Origin of the sequence: Jiangella alkaliphila (assembly GCF_900105925.1) — a bacterium.
Taxonomy (GTDB): Bacteria; Actinomycetota; Actinomycetes; order Jiangellales; family Jiangellaceae; genus Jiangella; species Jiangella alkaliphila.
On record NZ_LT629791.1, the window covers coordinates 6,691,128 to 6,710,032 of the forward strand.

The following is an 18,905-nucleotide window of genomic DNA, read 5'->3' on the forward strand; positions in this document are numbered from 1 at the left end:
TGACATGCCGACGCCGATCGAGAGCTCGCCCGAGGTGAGCCCGCTTCTTCCCCGTATCGCCGCACGTCCCACCAGGGTCGGGCTGGTGTCCGGCGGGCTGGGCGCCTACTGGCCCCAGTTCCCGGACCTGTTGCCCCAGTTGCGAAGGTCGGCCGACCGGGTCGCCGAACGGCTGCGCGGACTCGGCCACGAGGTCGTCGACGCCGGCTTCATCTCCGACGCGGAGGACGGCACGAAGGCGGCCGAGCAGCTGCGCGTGGAGGGGTGCGACATCATCGTCGGCTTCCTCACCACGTACATGACCGCGACGATGCTGGTGCCGGTCGCCCAGCGCAGCGGGGCGCCGGTGCTGCTGATCAACCTCCAGCCGACCGAGGCGATGGACCACGCGACATTCGACACCGGGGCGTGGCTCGCCTACTGCGGTGCCTGCCCGCTGCCGGAGATGGCCAACGCGTTCGAACGGTGCGGCATCCCGTTCCGGTCGGTCTCCGGCTACGTCGAGGACGAGCGGGCCTGGGCGCGGATCGCCCGCTGGGTCGACGCGGCCGGTGTGCGGGGTGCGCTGCGCCACGGCCGGCACGGGCTGATGGGGCACCTCTATCCCGGCATGCTCGACGTCTCGACCGACCTCACCTCGGTGTCCGCGCAGCTCGGCGGGCACATGGAGGTCCTCGAGATCGACGACCTGCGCGTCCGCGTCGAGCACGTCACCGACGCGGAGACCGACGATCGCGTCGAGCTGACGAAGTCGATCTTCTCCCTCGACGACTCGGTCGACGGCGACGACCTGCGCTGGGCGGCGCGGGTGTCGGTGGGCATGGACCGCATGGTCGAGGACTTCGCCCTCGACAGCCTCGCCTACTACCACCGTGGCCTCGACGGCGAGACGCACGAGCGGCTCGGCGCGGGGCTGATCCTCGGCGCGTCCCTCCTGACGGCCCGGGGCATCCCCGCCGCGGGCGAGTACGAGCTGCGGACATCGCTGGCCATGCTGGTCATGGACCGGCTCGGCAGTGGCGGGTCGTTCACGGAGTTCCAGGCGCTGAACTTCCGCGACGGCGTCGTCGAGATGGGCCACGACGGGCCGGCGCACCTGGCGATCGGCTCGGGCCGCCCGCTCCTGCGTGGGCTGGGGGTCTACCACGGCAAGCGCGGCTGGGGCGTGTCCGTCGAGACCGCGGTCGCGCACGGCGCCGTCACGGCGTTCGGCGTCGGCCAGGGCAGGGACGGCGCCTACCGCTTCATCGCCGCTGAGGGCCGCGTCGTCGACGGCCCGCTGCTCCAGATCGGCAACACGACGTCCCGGGTCGACTTCGGCCGCGACCCGGGCGAGTGGGCCGATGCGTGGTCGGCGTCGGGCGTCGGCCACCACTGGGCCCTCGGGACCGGCCACCGGGTGGCCGAGCTGCGTGCCGTCGCCGAGCTGCTGGACCTCGAGTTCCGCGAGGTCTGAGCCTCGCACCAGACGTGCGCGCGGGCCGCGGCCCGGGCGCACGCGACCAGCAGGACAGCCACACACTTCCAGTCCACCGCCGTATTGGAGTGCCTGCTCATGAACCGTTTCAGTCGTCGCGCGCTACCGGGCCTGGCCGCGGGTGCCGTGCTGCTGAGCCTGCTCGTCCCGGCCACTGAGGAAGCGACGGCGGCGCCGCGGTCGCACGTCACCGTCGGCGGCCTCGAGGTCGACGGCATGGCCGACCCGCTCGGCACCGGGGTGGGCGCGCCCACCCTCAGCTGGCGGCTGGAGTCCGACCGGCGCTCCGAGCGGCAGTCCGCCTACGAGATCCAGGTCGCCTCCACCGAGGAGCTGCTGACGAGCGGAGAGCCCGACCTGTGGGCCAGCGGCCGGGTGATCGGCCCGGCCCAGTCGGTGACCTTCGGCGGCGAGCCGCTCGGCAGCCGCGACCGCGCGGTCTGGCGGGTGCGGGTCTGGGACGGCGACGGCGGCGTCTCGCGGTGGAGCGCCCCGGGCAGCTGGGAGGTCGGGCTGCTGGAGCCGTCGGACTGGAGCGCCGACTGGGTGATGCATCCCGGCTTCGACCCACCGTCAGCCACCCCAGTCGTGGTCCCGACAACACCGACGTCGGCCCGGTACGTCCGGCTCGAGGTCAGCCGGCTCGGGCTGCCGCTGCGCGAGGGGTTCCCGTACGACGTCTCGCGCCTCCAGCTGGCCGAGCTGCGGGTGCGCGAGGCCGCGGCGCCGGACACCAACCTCGCGGCCGGACGCCCGGTGACGGCGAACCGCTCGTACGTCGTGGCGGGCAGCTGGGAGCCGCGGTTCCTCACCGACGGCAAGCTCGACACCGACGGGGCGCCGCTGGGCTACACCAGCCTGGAGACGCGTGACCCCGACGTCGGCGCCGACCCGATGTGGGTCGAGATCGACCTCGGCGCGACGCGGGCCTTCGACCAGATCGTGCTGTATCCCCGCACGGACACGCTGACCGCCGACGGCCGCACGCCGAACTTCCCGGTCGACTACCGGGTCCTGGCCGCCGACGCGCCCGGCGGGACGGGGGCCGTCGTCGTCGCGGCGGTCACCGGCCAGCAACCGCCCGCGCCGCGCGCGCCGGAGCCCGCCACGATGCCGATCTTCGCCCGCGGCTTCGACCTGCCCGGCGACGTCGCCAGCGCGCGCCTGTACGTCACCGGCCTCGGTGTCTTCACGCCCAGCCTCAACGGCGAGCCGGTCTCCGACACCGTCCTCGACCCGGCCAACACCGACTACGAGGACCGGGTCACCTACAGCACGTTCGACGTCACCGACGCGCTGCGCGAAGGCGAGAACGTCCTCGGCGTCAGGCTCGGCAACGGCATCTACAACGTCCCGAGCACGCCGGGCCGGTACCAGAAGCTGGTGGCCTCATACGGCCCGCCCAAGCTGATCGCCCAGCTCGAGGTGGTGCTGGACGACGGCCGGGTGATCACGGTCGACTCCGGCGAGGACTGGTCGACGACCTTCGGCGGCACGACGTTCTCCGGCTGGTACGGCGGCGAGGACTTCGACGCCCGCAAGGTGCCGGCCGGCTGGGACGTGCCGGGAACCGACCGCGGCGACTGGGAGCAGGTCGAACTGACCGGACCGCCGGCCGAGACGACCGAGCTGTCCGCCCGCTACGGCCCGGGCATCGAGGTGGTCGATCGCATCGAGGCGGCGTCCGTGACCACGCCCGCTCCCGGCGTCCACGTCTTCGACCTTGGCGTCAACATCGCCGGGTGGCCGGAGCTGACGGTCGACGTGCCGGCCGGCACCAGCGTCCAGCTGTGGCCGGGCGAGCAGCTCACGGCGGACGGGCGGGTCAGCCAGTCGACGACCGGCGCCCCGATCTGGGACACCTACACCGCCGCCGGCACGGGCCGGGAGGTCTGGCACCCGGAGTTCAGCTACCACGGGTTCCGCTACGTCGAGGTGCGCGGGCCCGCCGGCGCCACGCCGCCGCTGGACACGGTGGCCGGTCTGGTGCTGCGCGCGGCGAACGAGGAGGCCGGCTCGTTCACGTCCTCCAACGCGCTGCTCAACGGCATCCACCGGATCATCGACCGGGCGGTGCAGGGCAACATGTACAGCGTCCTGACCGACTGCCCGCACCGCGAGAAGCTCGGCTGGCTGGAGGAGACCCACCTGGTGTGGGAGACGGTCGCGCGCGGCTACGACGTCGCCGCCTACGGCCGCGACCTCACCCGCACCATGGCCGACGCCCAGACGCCCGAGGGCCTGGTGCCCGACATCGCGCCCGAGTACACCGTGTTCAGCGGCGGCTTCCGCGACGACCCGAACTGGGGCAGCGCGATCATCCACGTCCCGTGGAAGATGTACTCCAGCTACGGCGACGCCTCCGGCCTGCGCCCCTTCTACCCCAGCATGCAGCGCTACCTGGACTACCTGGCGGGCAAGGCCGAGGAACACCTGCTGGACTACGGGCTCGGCGACTGGATCACCTTCGACCCGTCGACGCCGGTCGGCGTCACCGCGACCTTCGGGTACCACCAGGCCGCCCGCACCATGGCCCGGATCGCCGAGGTGCTCGGCGAGGACGACGACGCGCGGCGGTACGCGCAGCTGGCCGACGACATCGGCGCGGCCTTCCACGCCGAGTACTTCGACGCCGAGCGGGGCACGTACGCCAGCGGCAGCCAGGCCAGCGACGCCCTGGCGCTGGACATGGGCGTCGTCCCGCCGGCCGACCGCGAGCGGGTGCTGGCGCACCTGCTGGCCTCGATCCAGGCCGCGGACCACCACCTCACCGTCGGCGAGATCGCCCTGCCGTCGGTCATCAGGGTCCTGCACGAGAACGGCCACGACGACGTCATGTACCGCATCGCCACCCAGGTCACCAGCCCGAGCTACGGGTACCAGGTGCTCAACGGGGCGACGTCGCTGACGGAGAACTGGGACGGGCCGACGTCAGGCAACTCGCAGAACCACTTCATGCTCGGCGCCATCGACGAGTGGTTCACCGGGGCGCTCGCCGGCATCGGCCAGCGGGAGGGGTCGACGTCGTACCGCGACCTCGAGATCGCGCCCTCGGTCGTCGGCGACCTCACCCAGGTGGAGGGCCGGTACGCGACGCCGTTCGGCGAGGTGGTCTCCAGCTGGCAGCAGCGGAACCGCCTGTTCGAGCTGGACGTCCAGGTGCCCGTCGGGTCGACCGCCCGGGTGCTGGTGCCGGTCTTCGGTGACCCGGACGACCCGCGCTGGCAGCCGATCGCCTCACCCGGGGCGCGCTTCGCCGGCATCGAGGGCGACCGCGCGGTCTTCGAGGTCGGCTCGGGATCGTGGACGTTCCGGTCACGGCTGCCGGAGCCGGCCGCCGACCCCGCGCCGATGCTGTTCCTGACCGCCCCGGCCGAGGTCGCCGTGGTGGGCGACGGCGAGCGGGTGGTCCCGCTGACGGTGCGCAGCATCGAGGCCGGCGAGGTGTCCGTGCCGGTGCGGGTCACGGCCGGCGAGGGCTTCGTGGCGTCGGCGGCACCGTCGCGGCTGGTCGTGCCGGCCGGCGGCACCGCCACGCTGGAGCTGACCGTGCGTGCCGTGGACCCGGCGGCGACCAGCGGCAGCGTCGTCGTCGACGTCGGTGGCCGGGCGACGACGATCCGGCTGGAGCGCACCGACAACGTCGCCCGCATTGCGACGATGAGCGCGTCCAGCACCTATCCCCGGTTCTCCGCCGCGAAGGCGAACGACGGCGACACCGCGCCGTCGACGGACTTCGCCCGCTGGGACAGCGGCGGCGGCTGGAACGACAACACCGCCTCGCAGTTCCCCGACACGCTGACCGCCACCTGGGAGCGGGAGCAGGACGTCTCCAGGGTCAGGGTCCACACGCTCGACGCCGCCGCCTACCCGGCCGCCCGGTTCGGCCTGCGCGACTGGGACGTCGAGGGCCTGGTGGACGGCGCCTGGGTGCGGCTCGCTTCGGTGCGGGGCAACACGCTGGGCACGGCCGAGACGACGTTTGGCACCGTCGCCGTCTCGGCGCTGCGGCTGGTGATCCAAGGGACGAACGACGGCGCCTTCTCCCGCGTCGTCGAGCTCGAGGCCTACTCCTGAGGAGTCGACATGAACGACAACCTGCCCGACCCCAGCACCGGCGTCGTCGTGTCGCGGCGGACGGTGCTGGCCATCGCCACCGCCGCCGCGGCGGCCGCCGGCCTCGGCACCGGGACGCTCATCCCGGTCTTCGCGGCGCCGCCCGAGCCCGGCACCGGCTTCGACGCCGGCCGGTTCGCCGACCCACCGGCCGACAGCCGCCCGGTGATCCTGTGGTTCTGGAACGGCCCGGTCACGCCCGCCCTGGTGGACGCGCAGCTGGCCGACATGCGCTCGCAGGGCGTGGAGGAGGTGCTGGTCTTCCCGTTCGACACCACCGCGCTGCGGCCGCACTTCTTCACCGAGGAGTGGTTCGCCATCATCGAGCACACCCTGCGTGAGGCCGACCGGCACGGCATGCACATCTGGCTGTTCAACGACGACCTCTTCCCCAGCGGCCGGGCCGGCGGGTTCGTGGTCAACGGCGGGCAGGTCGGCGACCGCGTCTACGAGCCGCGGCCGGACCTGCGCCCGAACGGCATCGTCCGCGCGACCACCGTCGTCGACGGCGGCGGCCCGGTCGACCTGGACGCGCTGCGCAACCGCGGCCTCGCGGTGCAGGACGGCAAGCTCGTGGTCGACGCCCGGCGGCGCGACGGCGTCACGGTGTTGCGCGACGGCGCCGAGTGGCAGGACTACGACGTCACCGCGACGGTCCGGACGGTCGACAACAACGCCGGGCTGCTGGTCCGGTGCGCGGACGCGGCGAACGGCTACCTGACGGACCTGCGGGCCGACGGCGGCGTCGACGTCTGGCGGCAGGTCGACGGCCGCTTCACGCTGCTGCGCGTCGGCCAGGCGGCCGGCGGCCACGATCCCGCCGCCTACCACGTGCTGCGCGTCCAGGTGCGCGGCGACCGGATCCTGCCCTCGCTCGACGGGAGGGCGCTGCCGGAGGTCGTCGACGCGACGTTCGCCCGCGGCCGCGTGGGGGTGCGGGCCACCGCCACGCAGCACTCCCTGTGGGACGCGCTGGCGGTCACCGGCGCCGACGGCGCGCAGCTCTACGCATCGCAGTTCGACGACGCCTCGGCGCTGGACGCCTTCGACCTGCCGCCCGACGAGACGCCGCTGGTCGCCGTCGCTGCCCGGCCCGAGTCGGGGTCCGACGCCGCCGCCGTCGTCGACCTGACCGCGCTCGCCCGGGAGGGCCGGGGCTGGGACGCCCCGGCCGGTCGGTGGCAGGTCGACGTCTTCACCGGCCGGGAGCTGGCCGACCACAGCGGGAACTTCCGCCGCAACTACCTCGACGTTCTGGACGACGAGGCGATGGGGCTGTTCCTCGACATCGTGCCGGGCGAGTACCTGCGGCGGTTCGGGTGGGCGGTGGGCGGGGTGCTGCGCGGGTTCGCCGACGACGAGCCGTTCATCGCGTCGGCCGACGCGCACTTCCACTTGGTCCCCTGGTCGCGGTCGCTGGAGGCGGAGCTGGAACGCCTCGGGACGACCCCGGCCGTCGCGCTGAGCGCGGTGCACGACGAGCTGGGCCGGGAGGGACGGCGGCTGCGCGGGGTGTTCTGGCGGGCGGTGTCCAACCGCTTCGCGTCGGCGTACTACGAGCAGCAGGGCCGGTGGATGGCCGATCACGACGTCGCGTTCATCTCCAACCCGCTCTATGACGAGTACGGCCCGGCGGAGCAGCTCAAGAGCACGGGGAATCTGAACACCGCCAACCAGTGGGCCCAGGTGCCCGGCACCGACCTGGTCTTCGACCACTACCAGCGCGGGTACCACCGCACGCTGTCGCGGTGGGCCGCCAGCACCGCGCACCAGCTCGGCCTGGAACGCGTCTACCTGGAGGGCATGGGCGCGATGGGCTGGGGCGTCACGCCGTCGCTCGTCCGCGAGGTGATCGGCGCCTTCGCCGCCCGCGGGGTGAACCAGACCCTGTTGCACGCGACCTTCACCGACTCGGCCACGATCTTCTACCCGCCGCCGTTCCAGCCCGTCAACCCGTGGTGGAACCTCTCGCGGCCGCTGAACGAGTGGATCGGACGGGCGATGGAGGCCGGCCGCGCCACGGCACCGGCGCGCACCGCGCTCCTGCAGCCCCAGCGGGCGGCCGAGTCGTCGCAGGACACCCCGGCCATGGCCGAGCTCGACACCGCCTTCGTCGGCGCGGTCCACGCGCTGGAGGACGCCCAGGTGGACTTCGACCTGGTCGACGAGGGCGCCCTCGACGCCGATCCGGCGCTGCTGGAGCACGCGCAGGCCCGCGGCGGCCGCCTGGTGGTCGGGCGCCAGGAGTACCGGATCGTCGTCCTGTCGCAGACGCCGATCCTGTCGCTCGGCGCCGTCCGGACGCTGACCGGTTTCGTCCGCGGCGGCGGCGTCCTCGTGGCCGTCGGTGACCTGCCGTCCGAGGAGGCCGGCGGCGACGACGCGGGGCTCGGCCGCGCGCTGCAGCGGCTGTTCTCCGACCCGGGCGCGGGCCGGGCGACGCGCGCCGGAGACGCCGCCGAGGCCGCGGCGGCGGTCGCCGCGGCCGGAGGTGCCGCGGCGGCCCTGTTCCCGCCCGTGGGCGAGGTCCGGGTCCTGCGGCTGGACCGCGGCGGCGAACCGGGCTTCCTGGTCGTCAACGAGCGGGCCGAGGAGGTCGCGGTCACGGCGACGTTCCCCGCGACGGGTGTCCCGGAGGTCTGGGACCCCGACACCGGCGACGCCGTCATGGCCGGCGTGTGGCGGCTGGCGCCGTTCCCCGCCGATCCGCGCGGCGGCACCGCGGTACCGCTCCGGCTCGGGCCGAAGGCGACGGTCCTGGTCGTCTTCCGCGACGGAAGCGGCGGCGACGTCGCGCACGCGGTCTACGCCTCCGCCCCGGTCGTCGAGGTGAGCCGCGACGCGGCCGGTCCGCTCGCCACCGTGTCGGCCGCGGCGCCGGGGCCGGTCTCCGTCGTCGCCGAGGTGAGCGGCCGGCTCTACCGGGGTGAGGTCACCGTCGAGGACCCGCTCGCCGCCGTGGCCCTGGACGGCGACTGGACGTTCCGGTTCGAGCGCGACGGCGCCACAGCGGTGCCGCGGCCGCTCGGGTCCTGGACCGACCTCGACCCGCGGCACTCGGGCTCGGCCACCTACGAGACGGAGATCGACCTCGACGCGGCGACGCTGGGCGGACGGTCCTGGACGCTGGACCTCGGCTCGGTCCTCGACGTCGCCGAGGTCTCCGTCAACGGCGAGTCCGTCGCCACCATGCTGTGGGCGCCCTACCGGGCCGACGTCACGGACCTCCTGCGGCCGGGGCGCAACGCCGTCCGGGTCCGGGTCACGAACACCGGCGCGAACGTGCGCGGCCAGGCGCTGGCGTCCGGGCTGCTCGGACCGGTGATCCTGCGGCCGCACGTTCTGGTCGAGGTGCCGCTGTCCTCCGTCCGCGGGCGCGTCCTGGACGTCGACGCGGCCGCGCCGGCGGTCGCACCCGGCCAGCCGCGACCGGTGACCGTGCGCGTCAGCGACCTCTCCCGGCGGTCCGGCGACGTCACGCTGGAGGTCTCCGGCGAGGGCCTCGCGGTGTCGCCTGCGTCGGTGCCGGTGCGGCTGGACCGCAGCGGGGTGGGCAGCGCCGAGATCACCCTGGACGCACCGCTGGACTCGCCGCTGCCCGGGCAGGCGACGCTGGTGGTTCGGGCCGAGGGCGTCGAGCGGCGGCTGTCCGTCGCCCTGGTGCCGGCGACGCGGCTGGGCACGGCCACGGCGTCGTCGACCCATCCCGCCCACCCGGCGGCGACGGCGATCGACGGCATCGTCGACTCGACCCTGTGGGAGTGGGGGCAAGGGTGGAACGACAACACCCCGAACGCGCACCCCGACGATCTCACCGTGACGTTCGACCTGCCGGCCACCGTCGGACGGGTGCGGGTGTTCACGCTCGACTCCGCCCAGTACCCGGCCGCCCGGTTCGGGATCATGGACGCCGACGTGTCGGTGCTCGTCGACGGGTCGTGGCGAACGGCGGGCCAGATCCGCGGCAACGACCAGGGTCTCGTCGAGGTCACCTTCCCCGCGGTGCGGGCCGAGGCGGTCCGGCTCAGCGTGCTGGCCTCGCGCGCCACGTACTCACGCGTGATCGAGGTGGAGGCGAGGCCGGCCTGACGACCTACGAGGTGCCGGCCAGCTCGGCGAAGGCGCGCGCCGTCGTCCTCGCCAGGGTGTAGGCGCGCCGGGCCCAGGCGGGGTCGGCGCCGGCGAGGCCGCAGGACGGGGTGACGACGGTGCGGGCGGCCATGGCGGCGGGGTCCTGGTCGAGCCGCCGCCAGAGGCCGACGATGCGCTGGGCCAGCTCGCGGTCGGCCGGCGGCGTCGACGGGCGCAGCGACGGCACCACGCCCGGCCACACCGCCAGCCCGGCGTCCACCGCCGTGGCCAGCGCGTCCAGCTCCTTGGACGACGTCAGCAGCGCGACGTCCAGCGAGACGCCGACGGCGCCGGCGGACCGCACGACGTCGACCGGCACGGCCGGCGCGCAGCAGTGCACCACCACCGGCACGTCACCGACCGCCGACACGACCGCGCCCACCAGCGCCGACGCCTCGGGCGTATCGACCGCACGCAGCCGCCCGAACCCGCTCACCGTCGGGATCGAGCCGGCCAGGACGGCGGGCAGCGACGGCTCGTCCAGCTGCAGGACCACCGACCCGCCCGGCACCCGCCGCGCGACGTCGGCCACGAACCCGGCGATCCCCTCCGCCAGCGACGCCGCGAGATCCCGCCGCGCGCCCGCGTCGGAGACCGCGGGGCCGCCACGGTTCAGCTCGACCGACGCCGCAAGCGTCAGCGGCCCGGCGACCTGCACCTTCAGCGGCCCCTCGTACCCGAAGGCGGCGATCTCCAGCGCATCGAGGTCGGCGCCGAGGAAGGACGCGGCCCGCCGCTCGTCGGCGCCTTGGCGGTCGACCAGGCGCCAGCCCGACGGCTGCAGGTCGACGTGCAGGTCCACCAGCAGGGACGCGGCCCGCCCGATCATGTCCGCCCCTGCCCCGCGCCCGGGCAGCTCGGGCAGGTGCGGGAAGTCGGGCAACTCGCCGACGACGATGCGCGCGGCCTCGTCGCGGTCGTCCAACGGCAGCGATCCGATACCTGTCGCCGTCGCCGGCCCCCACACGAAGTCCACGGACGCCAACCCTAGGCGAGTGGGTCCGATCCTTGGTGGTCGGCGGCGGTCCCCTCACCGTTGATCATGGAGAAAGGAGGCTCCCAGCGCGCCGCAAACCCGACCTTCTCCATGATCATCGGCTGCTGGCGACGCCTAGGCGATCGCCCGCAGCAGCTCGATGAAGCGCCGAAGATGCCGGTCCGGCGCCGGCCGCGTGACGGCGACGAGGTCGACCGAGAGGTCGTGGACGGGGACGTAGGCGACCTCGAAGTCGCCGTAGTCGCGCGCCACCGCCGGCGCGAAGCAGATGCCCCGGTCGGCCGCGACCAGGCTGAGCTGGGCCTTGAACCCGTTCGCCTCGCTGCGGATGCGGGGCAGGAAGCCGGCCCGCTGGCAGGCGGCGATCAGCCCCTGCCGCACGACGAGGTCGGACGAGTCGACCGCCATCAGCCAGTACTCGCCGGCGAGGTCCACCAGCCGCAGGCCGCTGCTCGACGCGTAGGGGTGCTCCAGGTGCAGCGCGGCGACCAGCGGCTCGTTGCGGATCGGCGTCATCTCGAGGTCGGCCGGGGCCGGCGACCCGGGCAATACCCACTGGATCCCGACGTCGACCCGGCCGTCCAGCAGCCCGATCCGCTGCTCGCTGGAGCTGGCCGGCAGCAGCCGCAGCGGCAGGGCGAGCGGGTCGGCGCCGAACCGGGCGGCCGCCTCCGGGACCATCCGCTCGCCCGGCGCGCTCACGTACGCCACGCACAGCCCGGCGGCCGCACCGTCGCCGCGCACGAACGCCGACCGCAGCGCCGCCACCGGCACCGCGATCTCCCCGTAGAGGCTCCGGCCGGACGGCGTCAGCCGCACCGACCGGCTGGTCCGGTCGAACAGCGGCGCCCCGAACTCGTCCTCGAGCGAGCGCACGTGCCGGCTCACGGCCGACGTGCTCAGGTGCAGCCGGTCGGCCGCCCGGCCGAAGTGGAGTTCCTCGGCGACGGCGACGAACGAGGTCAGCCAGCTGAGCCTGGGGTCCATCACCGCACAACCTAACCCGGCAACACACGGCCGTGAACGGCCGCGGGACGATCCCGGCCGAACGAGGGACGATCGTTCAGGCCGCGGTCGCCGTCGCGACAGATCGTTCATGCCTGCGCTACCTAGCGTCGCCTCCTGTGACGACCACCGACCACGACGCGGACCTGCGCCTGACCGTCCTCGGCTGCCGGGCCGGCATGCCCGAACCCGGCTGGCCCAGCTCCGGGTATCTCGTGCACGCCCCGGACGGCGCGATCCTGCTGGACTGCGGCCCGGGGGTCGCCGCGAAGGCGGCCGCGCGCGCCGCCGAGCTGTCCGCCGTCTTCATCAGCCACATGCACACCGACCACTGCCTCGACCTGCTGATCCTCGGCAAGGCGCTGGCGCTGCGCGGCCTCGACGCCGACGACACGACGGCACCGGAGACGCGGATCCCGCTCTACGTCCCGCCGGGCGCGGCCACCACACTGCGCCGGTTCAACGAGCTGTTCCCGCTGGGCACCGACGGTCCCGGCGCGCACCCGACCGACCACGTCTTCCGCGACGTGTTCGACGTCGTGGAGTACGAGCCGCTCCGGCCGATCCGGGCCGCCGGCGCCACCGTCCTCCCCGTCCCGATGGCGCACAGGCAGCCGTGCTGCGGCTTCCGCGTCACGACACCGCACGGCACGCTCGCCTACACCGGCGATACCGGGCCTGGCTCCGCCTTCGAGCCGCTGGTCGCGGGCGTCGACCTGCTCGTGGCCGAGGCGACGCTGGATCAGCCGGACCGCACCCGGCACGGCCACCTGTGCGCCGCCGAGGCCGGGCAGCTCGCCGCCCGCTTCGGCGCCCGCGCCCTGCTGCTCACCCACTGGGCCTACACCGACCGCGCCTGGATCGACGCGCAGGTCGAGCGCGCCCGCGAGCACTACCGGGGACGCATCGACGTCGCCGTACCCGACCACACCTTCCACGTCGACACCGACACTCAGGAGCACTGACATGCGTTCCACCCTGCTCACCCTGGTGGTCGCCGCCGGCCTCGTCACCGCGGCCTGCGGCGGCACCGGCACGGCGGCCGACGAGCCCGGCGACGGCGAGCCCGTCACCCTCGTCTTCGAGTCGTACAACTACGGGACGGAGGGCATCGGCGGCGAGGGCATGCAACAGCTCATCGACGAGTTCGAGGCCGCGCACCCGGACATCCGGATCGAGCCCAAGGGCACCCCGACGGCCGAGATCCACACCAGCGTGCATGCGCAGGCGGCCGCGGGCAACCCGCCCGACATCGCGCAGATCGGCTGGAGCAAGTTCGGCTTCCTGCTGGACAACCTGCCCTACGTCCCGATCGAGCAGGTCGCGCCCGAGGGCGAGCTGGACCAGCACCTCGAGGGCATGTACCCGGCCGCGGTCGAGCTGGCCCGGCACGACGGCGAACTGGCCGGCCTGCCGTTCACGGTCTCGACGCCGACGCTGTTCGTCAACGCCGACCTGTTCCGCGCCGCGGGCCTGGACCCGGCGCAGCCGCCGACGACGTGGACCGAGGCGAACGCCGCCGCGCAGGCGATCGTCGACACCGGCGCGCAGGGCATCTTCGTCGACGCCGCCGGCGACGCGAAGTCGGACTTCCTGACTCAGTCGCTGATCAACTCCAACGGCGGCGCCCTGCTCGGCGACGACGGGTCGCTGCAGCTGGACCAGCCGGAGTCCGTCGAGGCCATGGAGATGCTGGCCGACCTCAGCGCCAGCGGCGCGCAGCCGCGGGTCGGCGAGGCCGAGGCGATCGCCATGTTCCAGGCCGGCCAGCTCGGCATGCTGGTCACCAGCAGCGCGCTGCTCGCCGGGATGGCCGCCGACACCGAGGGCGTGTTCGAGCTGGAGACCGCCGGCCTGCCGGCCTACGACGGGCAGGAGCTCGCACCGACGGTGTCAGGCGCCGGCATCTTCGTGTTCTCGCAGGACGAGGAGAAGCGGCGGGCCGCGTGGGAGTTCGTGAAGTTCGCCACCAGCGAGCGCGGCTACACCATCCTCGCGTCGACGATCGGCTACCTGCCGCTGCGGCCGGACATCATCGACGACCCGGAGTACCTGGCCGACTTCTTCGCCGCGGACGACCGGCTGCTGCCCACCGTCGAGCAGCTGGAGGCCGTGGTGCCCTACCAGGTGCTGCCCGGCGAGAACGGCCAGCAGGCGCTGCTGCTCATGCAGGACAACGCGATCGCCCCGATCATGGTGTCCGGCGCCGACCCGGCGACGACGCTGCCCGACATCGCCGGGCAGATGCGGGAGCTGCTCGAGCCATGACCGCGACAGCAACCGCGCCATGACGGCACTCACCCGGGCGCGGCCGGGGCCGTACCTGGCCCCGGCCCTGCTCGCCGTCGTCCTGACGGTGTACGGCCCGCTGCTCGCGGTGGCCGTCCTCAGCCTGTTCGACTTCAACCTGACGACGCGCCCGCCTGAGTGGGTGGGCACGGCCAATTACGCCGAGGTGTTCGCCCGCCCCGACGCGGCCCGGGCGCTGTGGAACACGCTCGGCTACCTGGTGGCGATCCTGCCGTTGTCGGTCGTGGCGCCGGCGCTGGCGGCGATCGCCGTGTGGCGGCTCGGCGGGCCGCTGGTCGGCTTCTACCGGACGGTGTTCTTCCTGCCGGTGCTCATCCCACCGGCCGTCGGCGCCGTCATGTGGGAGTGGATCCTCAACCCGGTGCTCGGCATCACCGACGAGCCGCTGCGGCTGCTCGGGTTCGAGCCGGTGAACTGGCTGTCCGACGGCGCCGGCGCGTTCGCCGCGGTGACCGTCGTCAGCGGCTGGAAGGTGTTCGGGCTGAGCTTCATCCTGTTCACCGCCGGGCTGACGACGATCGACGACGACGTCATGGCGGCCGCGCGGCTGGACCGGGCCGGCGAGTGGCAGCTGGTGCGTCACATCGTGCTTCCACTGCTGCGCCCGGTGACGACGGTCGTGCTGTTCGCGACGGTGGTGTTCGCCGGGCCGTGGACGTTCGGCGTCATCGACGTGCTGACCGGGGGCGGGCCGGCGGGTGCGACGTCGAACGTGTACTACCTGCTCTACCAGTACGGGTTCGGCTTCTTCGACGGCGGCCCGGCGGCGGCGCTGTCGGTGCTGATCACCGTCGGCTTCGGCGCGATCGTCGCCCTGCAGCTGCGGGCGACCCGGTGAGCCGGCGGCCCGGCCTGCGGGCGCTGGCACACGTCCCGTTGCTGCTGATCGCGCTGGCCATCGCGTTCCCCGTCCTGTGGGCGGTGGTGACGTCGGTGAAGCCGACCGCCGTGCTGTACGACCTGAACCCGCTGGCCGCGGCCCCGACGCTGGACCATTACCGCGGCGCGCTGGACGCGCTCCCCGTCGTCCGGCTGGTGCTGAACACCGCGGTGATGTCGCTGGCGGTCGCGCTGGGCCAGCTGACGGTGGCGACGCTGGCGGCGTACGGGCTGACGCGGTACCGCTTCCGGTCGAAGGGACTGGCGTTCGGGCTGCTCATCGGCACGGCGCTGGTGCCGCAGCAGGCGCTGGTCGTGCCGCACTACCTGATGGTGTCGCGGCTGGGGCTGCTGGACTCCTACGCCGGGCTGGTGCTGCCGCAGCTGGCGTCGTCGGCGCTGGCGGTGTTCCTGCTGCGCCAGCAGCTGGCGGCGTTCCCGGCCGAGCTGATCGAGTCCGCACAGCTGGCCGGCGCGACGGACCGGCTGATCCTGTGGCGCATCGTCGTCCCGAACCTGCGGCCGGTGCTGGTCGCCGTCGGCATCGTCGTGTTCATCCAGACGTGGAACGAGTACCTGTGGCCGCTGCTGGCGACCAGCGGGACGGAGCGGGCGACGGTGCAGGTGGGGTTGCGGATCTTCGAGACCGAGCAGGGCACGGCGTGGGGTCCGCTGATGGCCGCCGCCACGCTGGTGGCCGCGCCGCTGGTGGTGGCGTACGCGTTCGCCCAGCGCCGGGTGACCGACGCGTTCCTGCGCTCCGGGCTGGGGTGACGGGCGTGGTCAAGAGCTCAGTGCCCGGCGTTTCCGAGGTCGGTGATCGTCCCGTCGACGACGTCGGCCGCGACGTCGCGCAGTTTGCTGTTGGTGGACCGGGCGTGGCCGCGGAGCAGGGCGAACGCGTCGTCGACGGAAACGGCGAGCCGCTCGGCCAGCACGCCCTTGGCCTGCTCGACGAGGATGCGGCTGTCGAGGGCGGACTGCAACTGCCCGGCGACCACCTCGTGGTGCCGGGCGCCGCGCTCGTGCAGGATGCCGATGGTGGCGACGTCGGCCAGCGCCTGGCCGAGCGCCAGCGACTCGCCGGCCAGCGATCCCGGCGCCCGGCCGAACATGTTCATCGCGCCGACGACCATCTCGCGCAGCCGCATCGGCAGCGCGTGGACGGCGGCGAACCCGGCACTGCGGGCGGCCGGCGCGAACCGCGGCCAGCGCTCGTCGCCGCCGGCCGCGAGGTCGTCGAAGGTCACCGGCAGGCCGGCGCGGAACGCGTCGAGGCCCGGGCCCTCGGAGTTCTGCAGCTGCGACAGCTCCAGCATGCGGGTCTCCTCGCTGGAGGCCGCGACGAGATTGAGCGTGCCGTGGTGATCGGCCAGCACCACGCCGCAGGCGTCGACGTCGAGCAGTTCCACCACCCGGTGCGCGAGCAGGTCGAGGAAGCCGAGCACGTCGTAGTCGTCGACGAGCGTGTCGGCCAGTTCGACGAAGGTCTCGCGGACTCGCCGGTCGGTGGAACTCATGCGCCGCTCTCCGGGTGGTCGGGGTCGCTGTTCGGAGGCGCGTCCATCATCTCGTTTCCCCACTCCGTCTCGTCCATGCCGCGCCGGTCCGGACCGAATCTCAGCCGCCGCGCCAGGACGTCAGCCGCAACGTCGGCCAATCGCCGGTCGTGGACGAAGGCGTAGGCCCGCAACCGGACCAGCGCCTCGCTCACCTGGACGCCGAGCTGCACGCTCACCATGCCCGCCGCCTGGTGCACCTCGGCCCGCCGCTCCGGCAGCATCGCGCCCTCGGGGTGGTCAGTACCACCCCGGACCGCTCCACGCTGGTCCAGCACCATGACGAGCACCGCGTCCGCGAACGCCAGCGCCGTCGCCAGGTGCGTCGCGCCGAGAGCACCAGGGTCGCGACGGTACACGTCCAGGACCCCGATGCGGACTGCGCCGGCGGCTACCGGGAACGCGAACAGCCCCCGCACACCCCGTTCGGTGGCCGCGGGGGCGAACATCGGCCACCGCCGCACGGCCGGTCCGGCGGCGAGGTCGGGCACCAGCACCACGCCGGCGCCGGCCGCCGTGTCGACCCCGGGCCCCTGGCCAAGGGTGAACTGGAGCTCCTCCAGCTCGTCGCTGTGCTCGCCGACGGCCAGGACCGGCTCGCGGGCGCCGGTCGCACCCACCATCGACAACCCGCACCCGTCCGCCTCGACCGTCGCGGCGCAGGCATCCAGCACGTGCCTGAGGGACGGGTCGGTCCCGTCGGCACGCGCTCGCTCGGTGATCGCCCCCCAGACGAGATCGTCCTGGCGCTCAGTGGACAAACGTCCCCACCGATCCGCACACCACCTCGATCGCTCCTCCCCGCATCCCCGGGCAACTCTGGCAGGCCGCCCGGCCCGGCGCCAGTGCCTATCGACGCTGTAGGGCAAGGCGCCCCGGGCCCCGTCCGTCCTGGCTACGCTGACGCCTATGGAGGGCCGCGCACACCGGCGGCGACCGGGGGCCGGAGGCTCCCACGAGTCGTCGGTCGAGGCCGGGACAGGCCTGGAGCGAGTGAGGGTTGCGTGCGCGGGCCGACATGTCAGGAGTCAATAGTGGCCGAGGCGACGACGCCGCACGAGGGCGAACAGCACCGGCACGGCAAGCTGGCCGGCCGGCTCAACTGGCTGCGCGCCGGCATCCTGGGCGCCAACGACGGCATCATCTCCACCGCGGGCCTCGTGGTCGGCGTCGCCGGCGCCACCACCGACCGCGACTGGCTGCTGCTGACCGGCCTGGCCGGCCTCGTCGCGGGCGCCTTCTCGATGGCCGGCGGCGAGTACACGTCGGTCAGCGCCCAGCGCGACACCGAGCGCGCCGCACTGGCGCGGGAGCGGTGGGAGCTGGAGCACCTGGCCGACGAGGAGCTGGCCGAGCTCACCCACATCTACGTGCAGAAGGGGCTCTCCCGGCCGCTGGCCGAGCAGGTCGCGCGCGAGCTGACCGCCGAGGACGCGCTGGCCGCCCACGCCGAGGCCGAGCTCGGTATCGACGCCGACGAGCAGACCAACCCGTGGTCCGCGGCGTTCTCGTCGTTCGTCTCGTTCGCGCTGGGTGCCACGCTGCCGCTGCTGGCCATCGTCCTGCCGCCGACGAGCGTGCGCGTGCCCGTCACGATGGCGACGGTGGTGGTCGCCCTGGCCCTGACCGGCTACGCCGGCGCGCAGCTGGGCGGCGGACGGCGTTCGCGTGCCGCGGCGCGTGCGGTGGTCGTCGGGCTGCTCACCATGGCGGTCACCTATGCCGTCGGCTCCGCGCTCGGCGTGAGCGTGTCGTAGCCCGCCTTCACCCGCTCTTGACCGTACGAACGGTCGTGCTATTTTGAGGGAGTGACGAAAGGCGCTGAGACCCGGCAGGTCATCCTCAGCAAGGGAGTCGAGACCGCCTATCGCGTCGGCCTGGGCGGGCTGACCATCGGGCACCTCGCGGCCGCCACGGGCATGTCGAAAAGCGGCCTGTTCGCGCACTTCCGGTCCAAGGAACTGCTGCAGATGGAGGTCCTGCGCGAGGCGCGGACCGAGTTCATCGACACCGTCATCCGGCCGGCCGTCCTCACGCCGCGGGGTGAGCCGCGGGTACGCGAGCTGTTCGAGCGCTGGGTCGAGTGCGGCCGCACCCGCATGCCGGGCGGCTGCCTGTTCGTCAAGGCCTCCGCCGAGCTCGACGAGCAGGACGGGCCGGTGCGCGACCAGCTGGTCCGCGACCACATCGACCTCTACGACTCCTGCGCGCGCATGTTCGCCAGCGGCATCGCCGAGGGCCACTTCCGCGAGGACGCCGATCCGATGCAGTTCGCCGCCGACCTCGACGGCATCATGCTCGGCTTCTACCACGCCCACCGGCTGCTCGAGGATGAGCGGGCGGAGGCCAGGGCGCGGTACGCGTTCGAGCGGCTGCTCGCCGACGCCCGCGTCCCTGATACCGCCCCCCGTCGACTCACCTAGCTAGACCC

Annotated in this window: 13 protein-coding genes; 9 read left to right on the forward strand and 4 right to left on the reverse strand. The window is 73.7% G+C overall.

Features of this window, described 5'->3' with window-relative positions; all coding sequences use genetic code 11:
- Window positions 1-4: 4 nt before the first annotated feature.
- From BLV05_RS30825 to BLV05_RS30835, 3 genes are all read left to right on the forward strand, one after another.
- Window positions 5-1,456, forward strand: coding sequence for an L-fucose/L-arabinose isomerase family protein (locus BLV05_RS30825; RefSeq protein WP_046768802.1), 1,452 nt, complete (start codon window positions 5-7; stop codon window positions 1,454-1,456).
- Window positions 1,457-1,555: 99 nt separating this feature from the next.
- Window positions 1,556-5,554, forward strand: a complete 3,999-nt coding sequence (locus BLV05_RS30830) for a family 78 glycoside hydrolase catalytic domain (protein ID WP_152690749.1) — start codon at window positions 1,556-1,558, stop codon at window positions 5,552-5,554.
- A 9-nt stretch (window positions 5,555-5,563) separates the two neighbouring features.
- Complete coding sequence (locus tag BLV05_RS30835) at window positions 5,564-9,682, forward strand: glycosylhydrolase-like jelly roll fold domain-containing protein (protein WP_063932548.1); 4,119 nt, start codon at window positions 5,564-5,566, stop codon at window positions 9,680-9,682.
- Between the two features lie 4 nt (window positions 9,683-9,686).
- Here the strand turns inward: BLV05_RS30835 and BLV05_RS30840 are convergent, their stop codons facing one another.
- The gene (locus tag BLV05_RS30840; RefSeq protein ID WP_046768873.1) at window positions 9,687-10,700 is read right to left on the reverse strand and encodes a methionine synthase; all 1,014 of its coding nucleotides are present in this window, start codon (window positions 10,698-10,700) and stop codon (window positions 9,687-9,689) included.
- A 135-nt stretch (window positions 10,701-10,835) separates the two neighbouring features.
- Window positions 10,836-11,708 carry a LysR family transcriptional regulator gene (locus BLV05_RS38320; RefSeq protein WP_046768801.1) on the reverse strand — a complete coding sequence of 291 codons (873 nt, stop codon included), beginning with the start codon at window positions 11,706-11,708 and terminating at the stop codon, window positions 10,836-10,838.
- A gap of 137 nt (window positions 11,709-11,845) precedes the next feature.
- On the opposite strand from BLV05_RS38320, the gene BLV05_RS30850 reads away from it, so the two are divergent.
- Genes BLV05_RS30850 through BLV05_RS30865 form a run of 4 tightly spaced genes read left to right on the forward strand, consistent with a single transcriptional unit; the run spans window position 11,846 to window position 15,689 of the window.
- Window positions 11,846-12,691, forward strand: a complete 846-nt coding sequence (locus BLV05_RS30850; RefSeq protein ID WP_052762451.1) for an MBL fold metallo-hydrolase — start codon at window positions 11,846-11,848, stop codon at window positions 12,689-12,691.
- Between the two features lies 1 nt (window position 12,692).
- Window positions 12,693-13,994, forward strand: a complete 1,302-nt coding sequence (locus BLV05_RS30855) for an ABC transporter substrate-binding protein (RefSeq protein ID WP_046768800.1) — start codon at window positions 12,693-12,695, stop codon at window positions 13,992-13,994.
- 19 nt (window positions 13,995-14,013) lie between these two features.
- Window positions 14,014-14,874 (forward strand): carbohydrate ABC transporter permease, encoded by an 861-nt coding sequence (locus BLV05_RS30860; RefSeq protein ID WP_046768799.1) that lies wholly within the window; start codon window positions 14,014-14,016, stop codon window positions 14,872-14,874.
- Window positions 14,871-15,689, forward strand: coding sequence for a carbohydrate ABC transporter permease (locus BLV05_RS30865; RefSeq protein ID WP_046768798.1), 819 nt, complete (start codon window positions 14,871-14,873; stop codon window positions 15,687-15,689). Before BLV05_RS30860 ends, BLV05_RS30865 begins: the two co-directional genes overlap by 4 nt.
- Window positions 15,690-15,706: 17 nt before the next feature.
- Here the strand turns inward: BLV05_RS30865 and BLV05_RS30870 are convergent, their stop codons facing one another.
- A complete protein-coding gene (locus BLV05_RS30870) occupies window positions 15,707-16,435 on the reverse strand; it encodes a GAF and ANTAR domain-containing protein (RefSeq protein ID WP_046768797.1) in 729 nt (242 codons plus the stop codon).
- Complete coding sequence (locus BLV05_RS30875; protein WP_052762450.1) at window positions 16,432-17,235, reverse strand: GAF and ANTAR domain-containing protein; 804 nt, start codon at window positions 17,233-17,235, stop codon at window positions 16,432-16,434. Before BLV05_RS30875 ends, BLV05_RS30870 begins: the two co-directional genes overlap by 4 nt.
- A 273-nt stretch (window positions 17,236-17,508) precedes the next feature.
- Here BLV05_RS30875 and BLV05_RS30880 point away from each other — a divergent pair, with 273 nt between their 5' ends.
- Window positions 17,509-18,231, forward strand: a complete 723-nt coding sequence (locus BLV05_RS30880) for a VIT1/CCC1 transporter family protein (RefSeq protein WP_046768796.1) — start codon at window positions 17,509-17,511, stop codon at window positions 18,229-18,231.
- A 51-nt stretch (window positions 18,232-18,282) separates the two neighbouring features.
- Window positions 18,283-18,897: a TetR/AcrR family transcriptional regulator gene (locus BLV05_RS30885; RefSeq protein ID WP_046768795.1), complete on the forward strand. Its 615-nt coding sequence runs from the start codon at window positions 18,283-18,285 to the stop codon at window positions 18,895-18,897.
- Window positions 18,898-18,905: the final 8 nt, after the last annotated feature.

Bases quoted from the DNA above. Each gene is read 5' to 3' on its own strand.
- BLV05_RS30830 (WP_152690749.1), top strand. From the start codon at position 1,556: ATGAACCGTTTCAGTCGTCGCGCGCTACCGGGCCTGGCCGCGGGTGCC.
- BLV05_RS38320 (WP_046768801.1), bottom strand. From the start codon at position 11,708: ATGGACCCCAGGCTCAGCTGGCTGACCTCGTTCGTCGCCGTCGCCGAG.
- BLV05_RS30835 (WP_063932548.1), top strand. From the start codon at position 5,564: ATGAACGACAACCTGCCCGACCCCAGCACCGGCGTCGTCGTGTCGCGG.
- BLV05_RS30855 (WP_046768800.1), top strand. From the start codon at position 12,693: ATGCGTTCCACCCTGCTCACCCTGGTGGTCGCCGCCGGCCTCGTCACC.
- BLV05_RS30860 (WP_046768799.1), top strand. From the start codon at position 14,014: ATGACGGCACTCACCCGGGCGCGGCCGGGGCCGTACCTGGCCCCGGCC.
- BLV05_RS30825 (WP_046768802.1), top strand. From the start codon at position 5: ATGCCGACGCCGATCGAGAGCTCGCCCGAGGTGAGCCCGCTTCTTCCC.
- BLV05_RS30870 (WP_046768797.1), bottom strand. From the start codon at position 16,435: ATGAGTTCCACCGACCGGCGAGTCCGCGAGACCTTCGTCGAACTGGCC.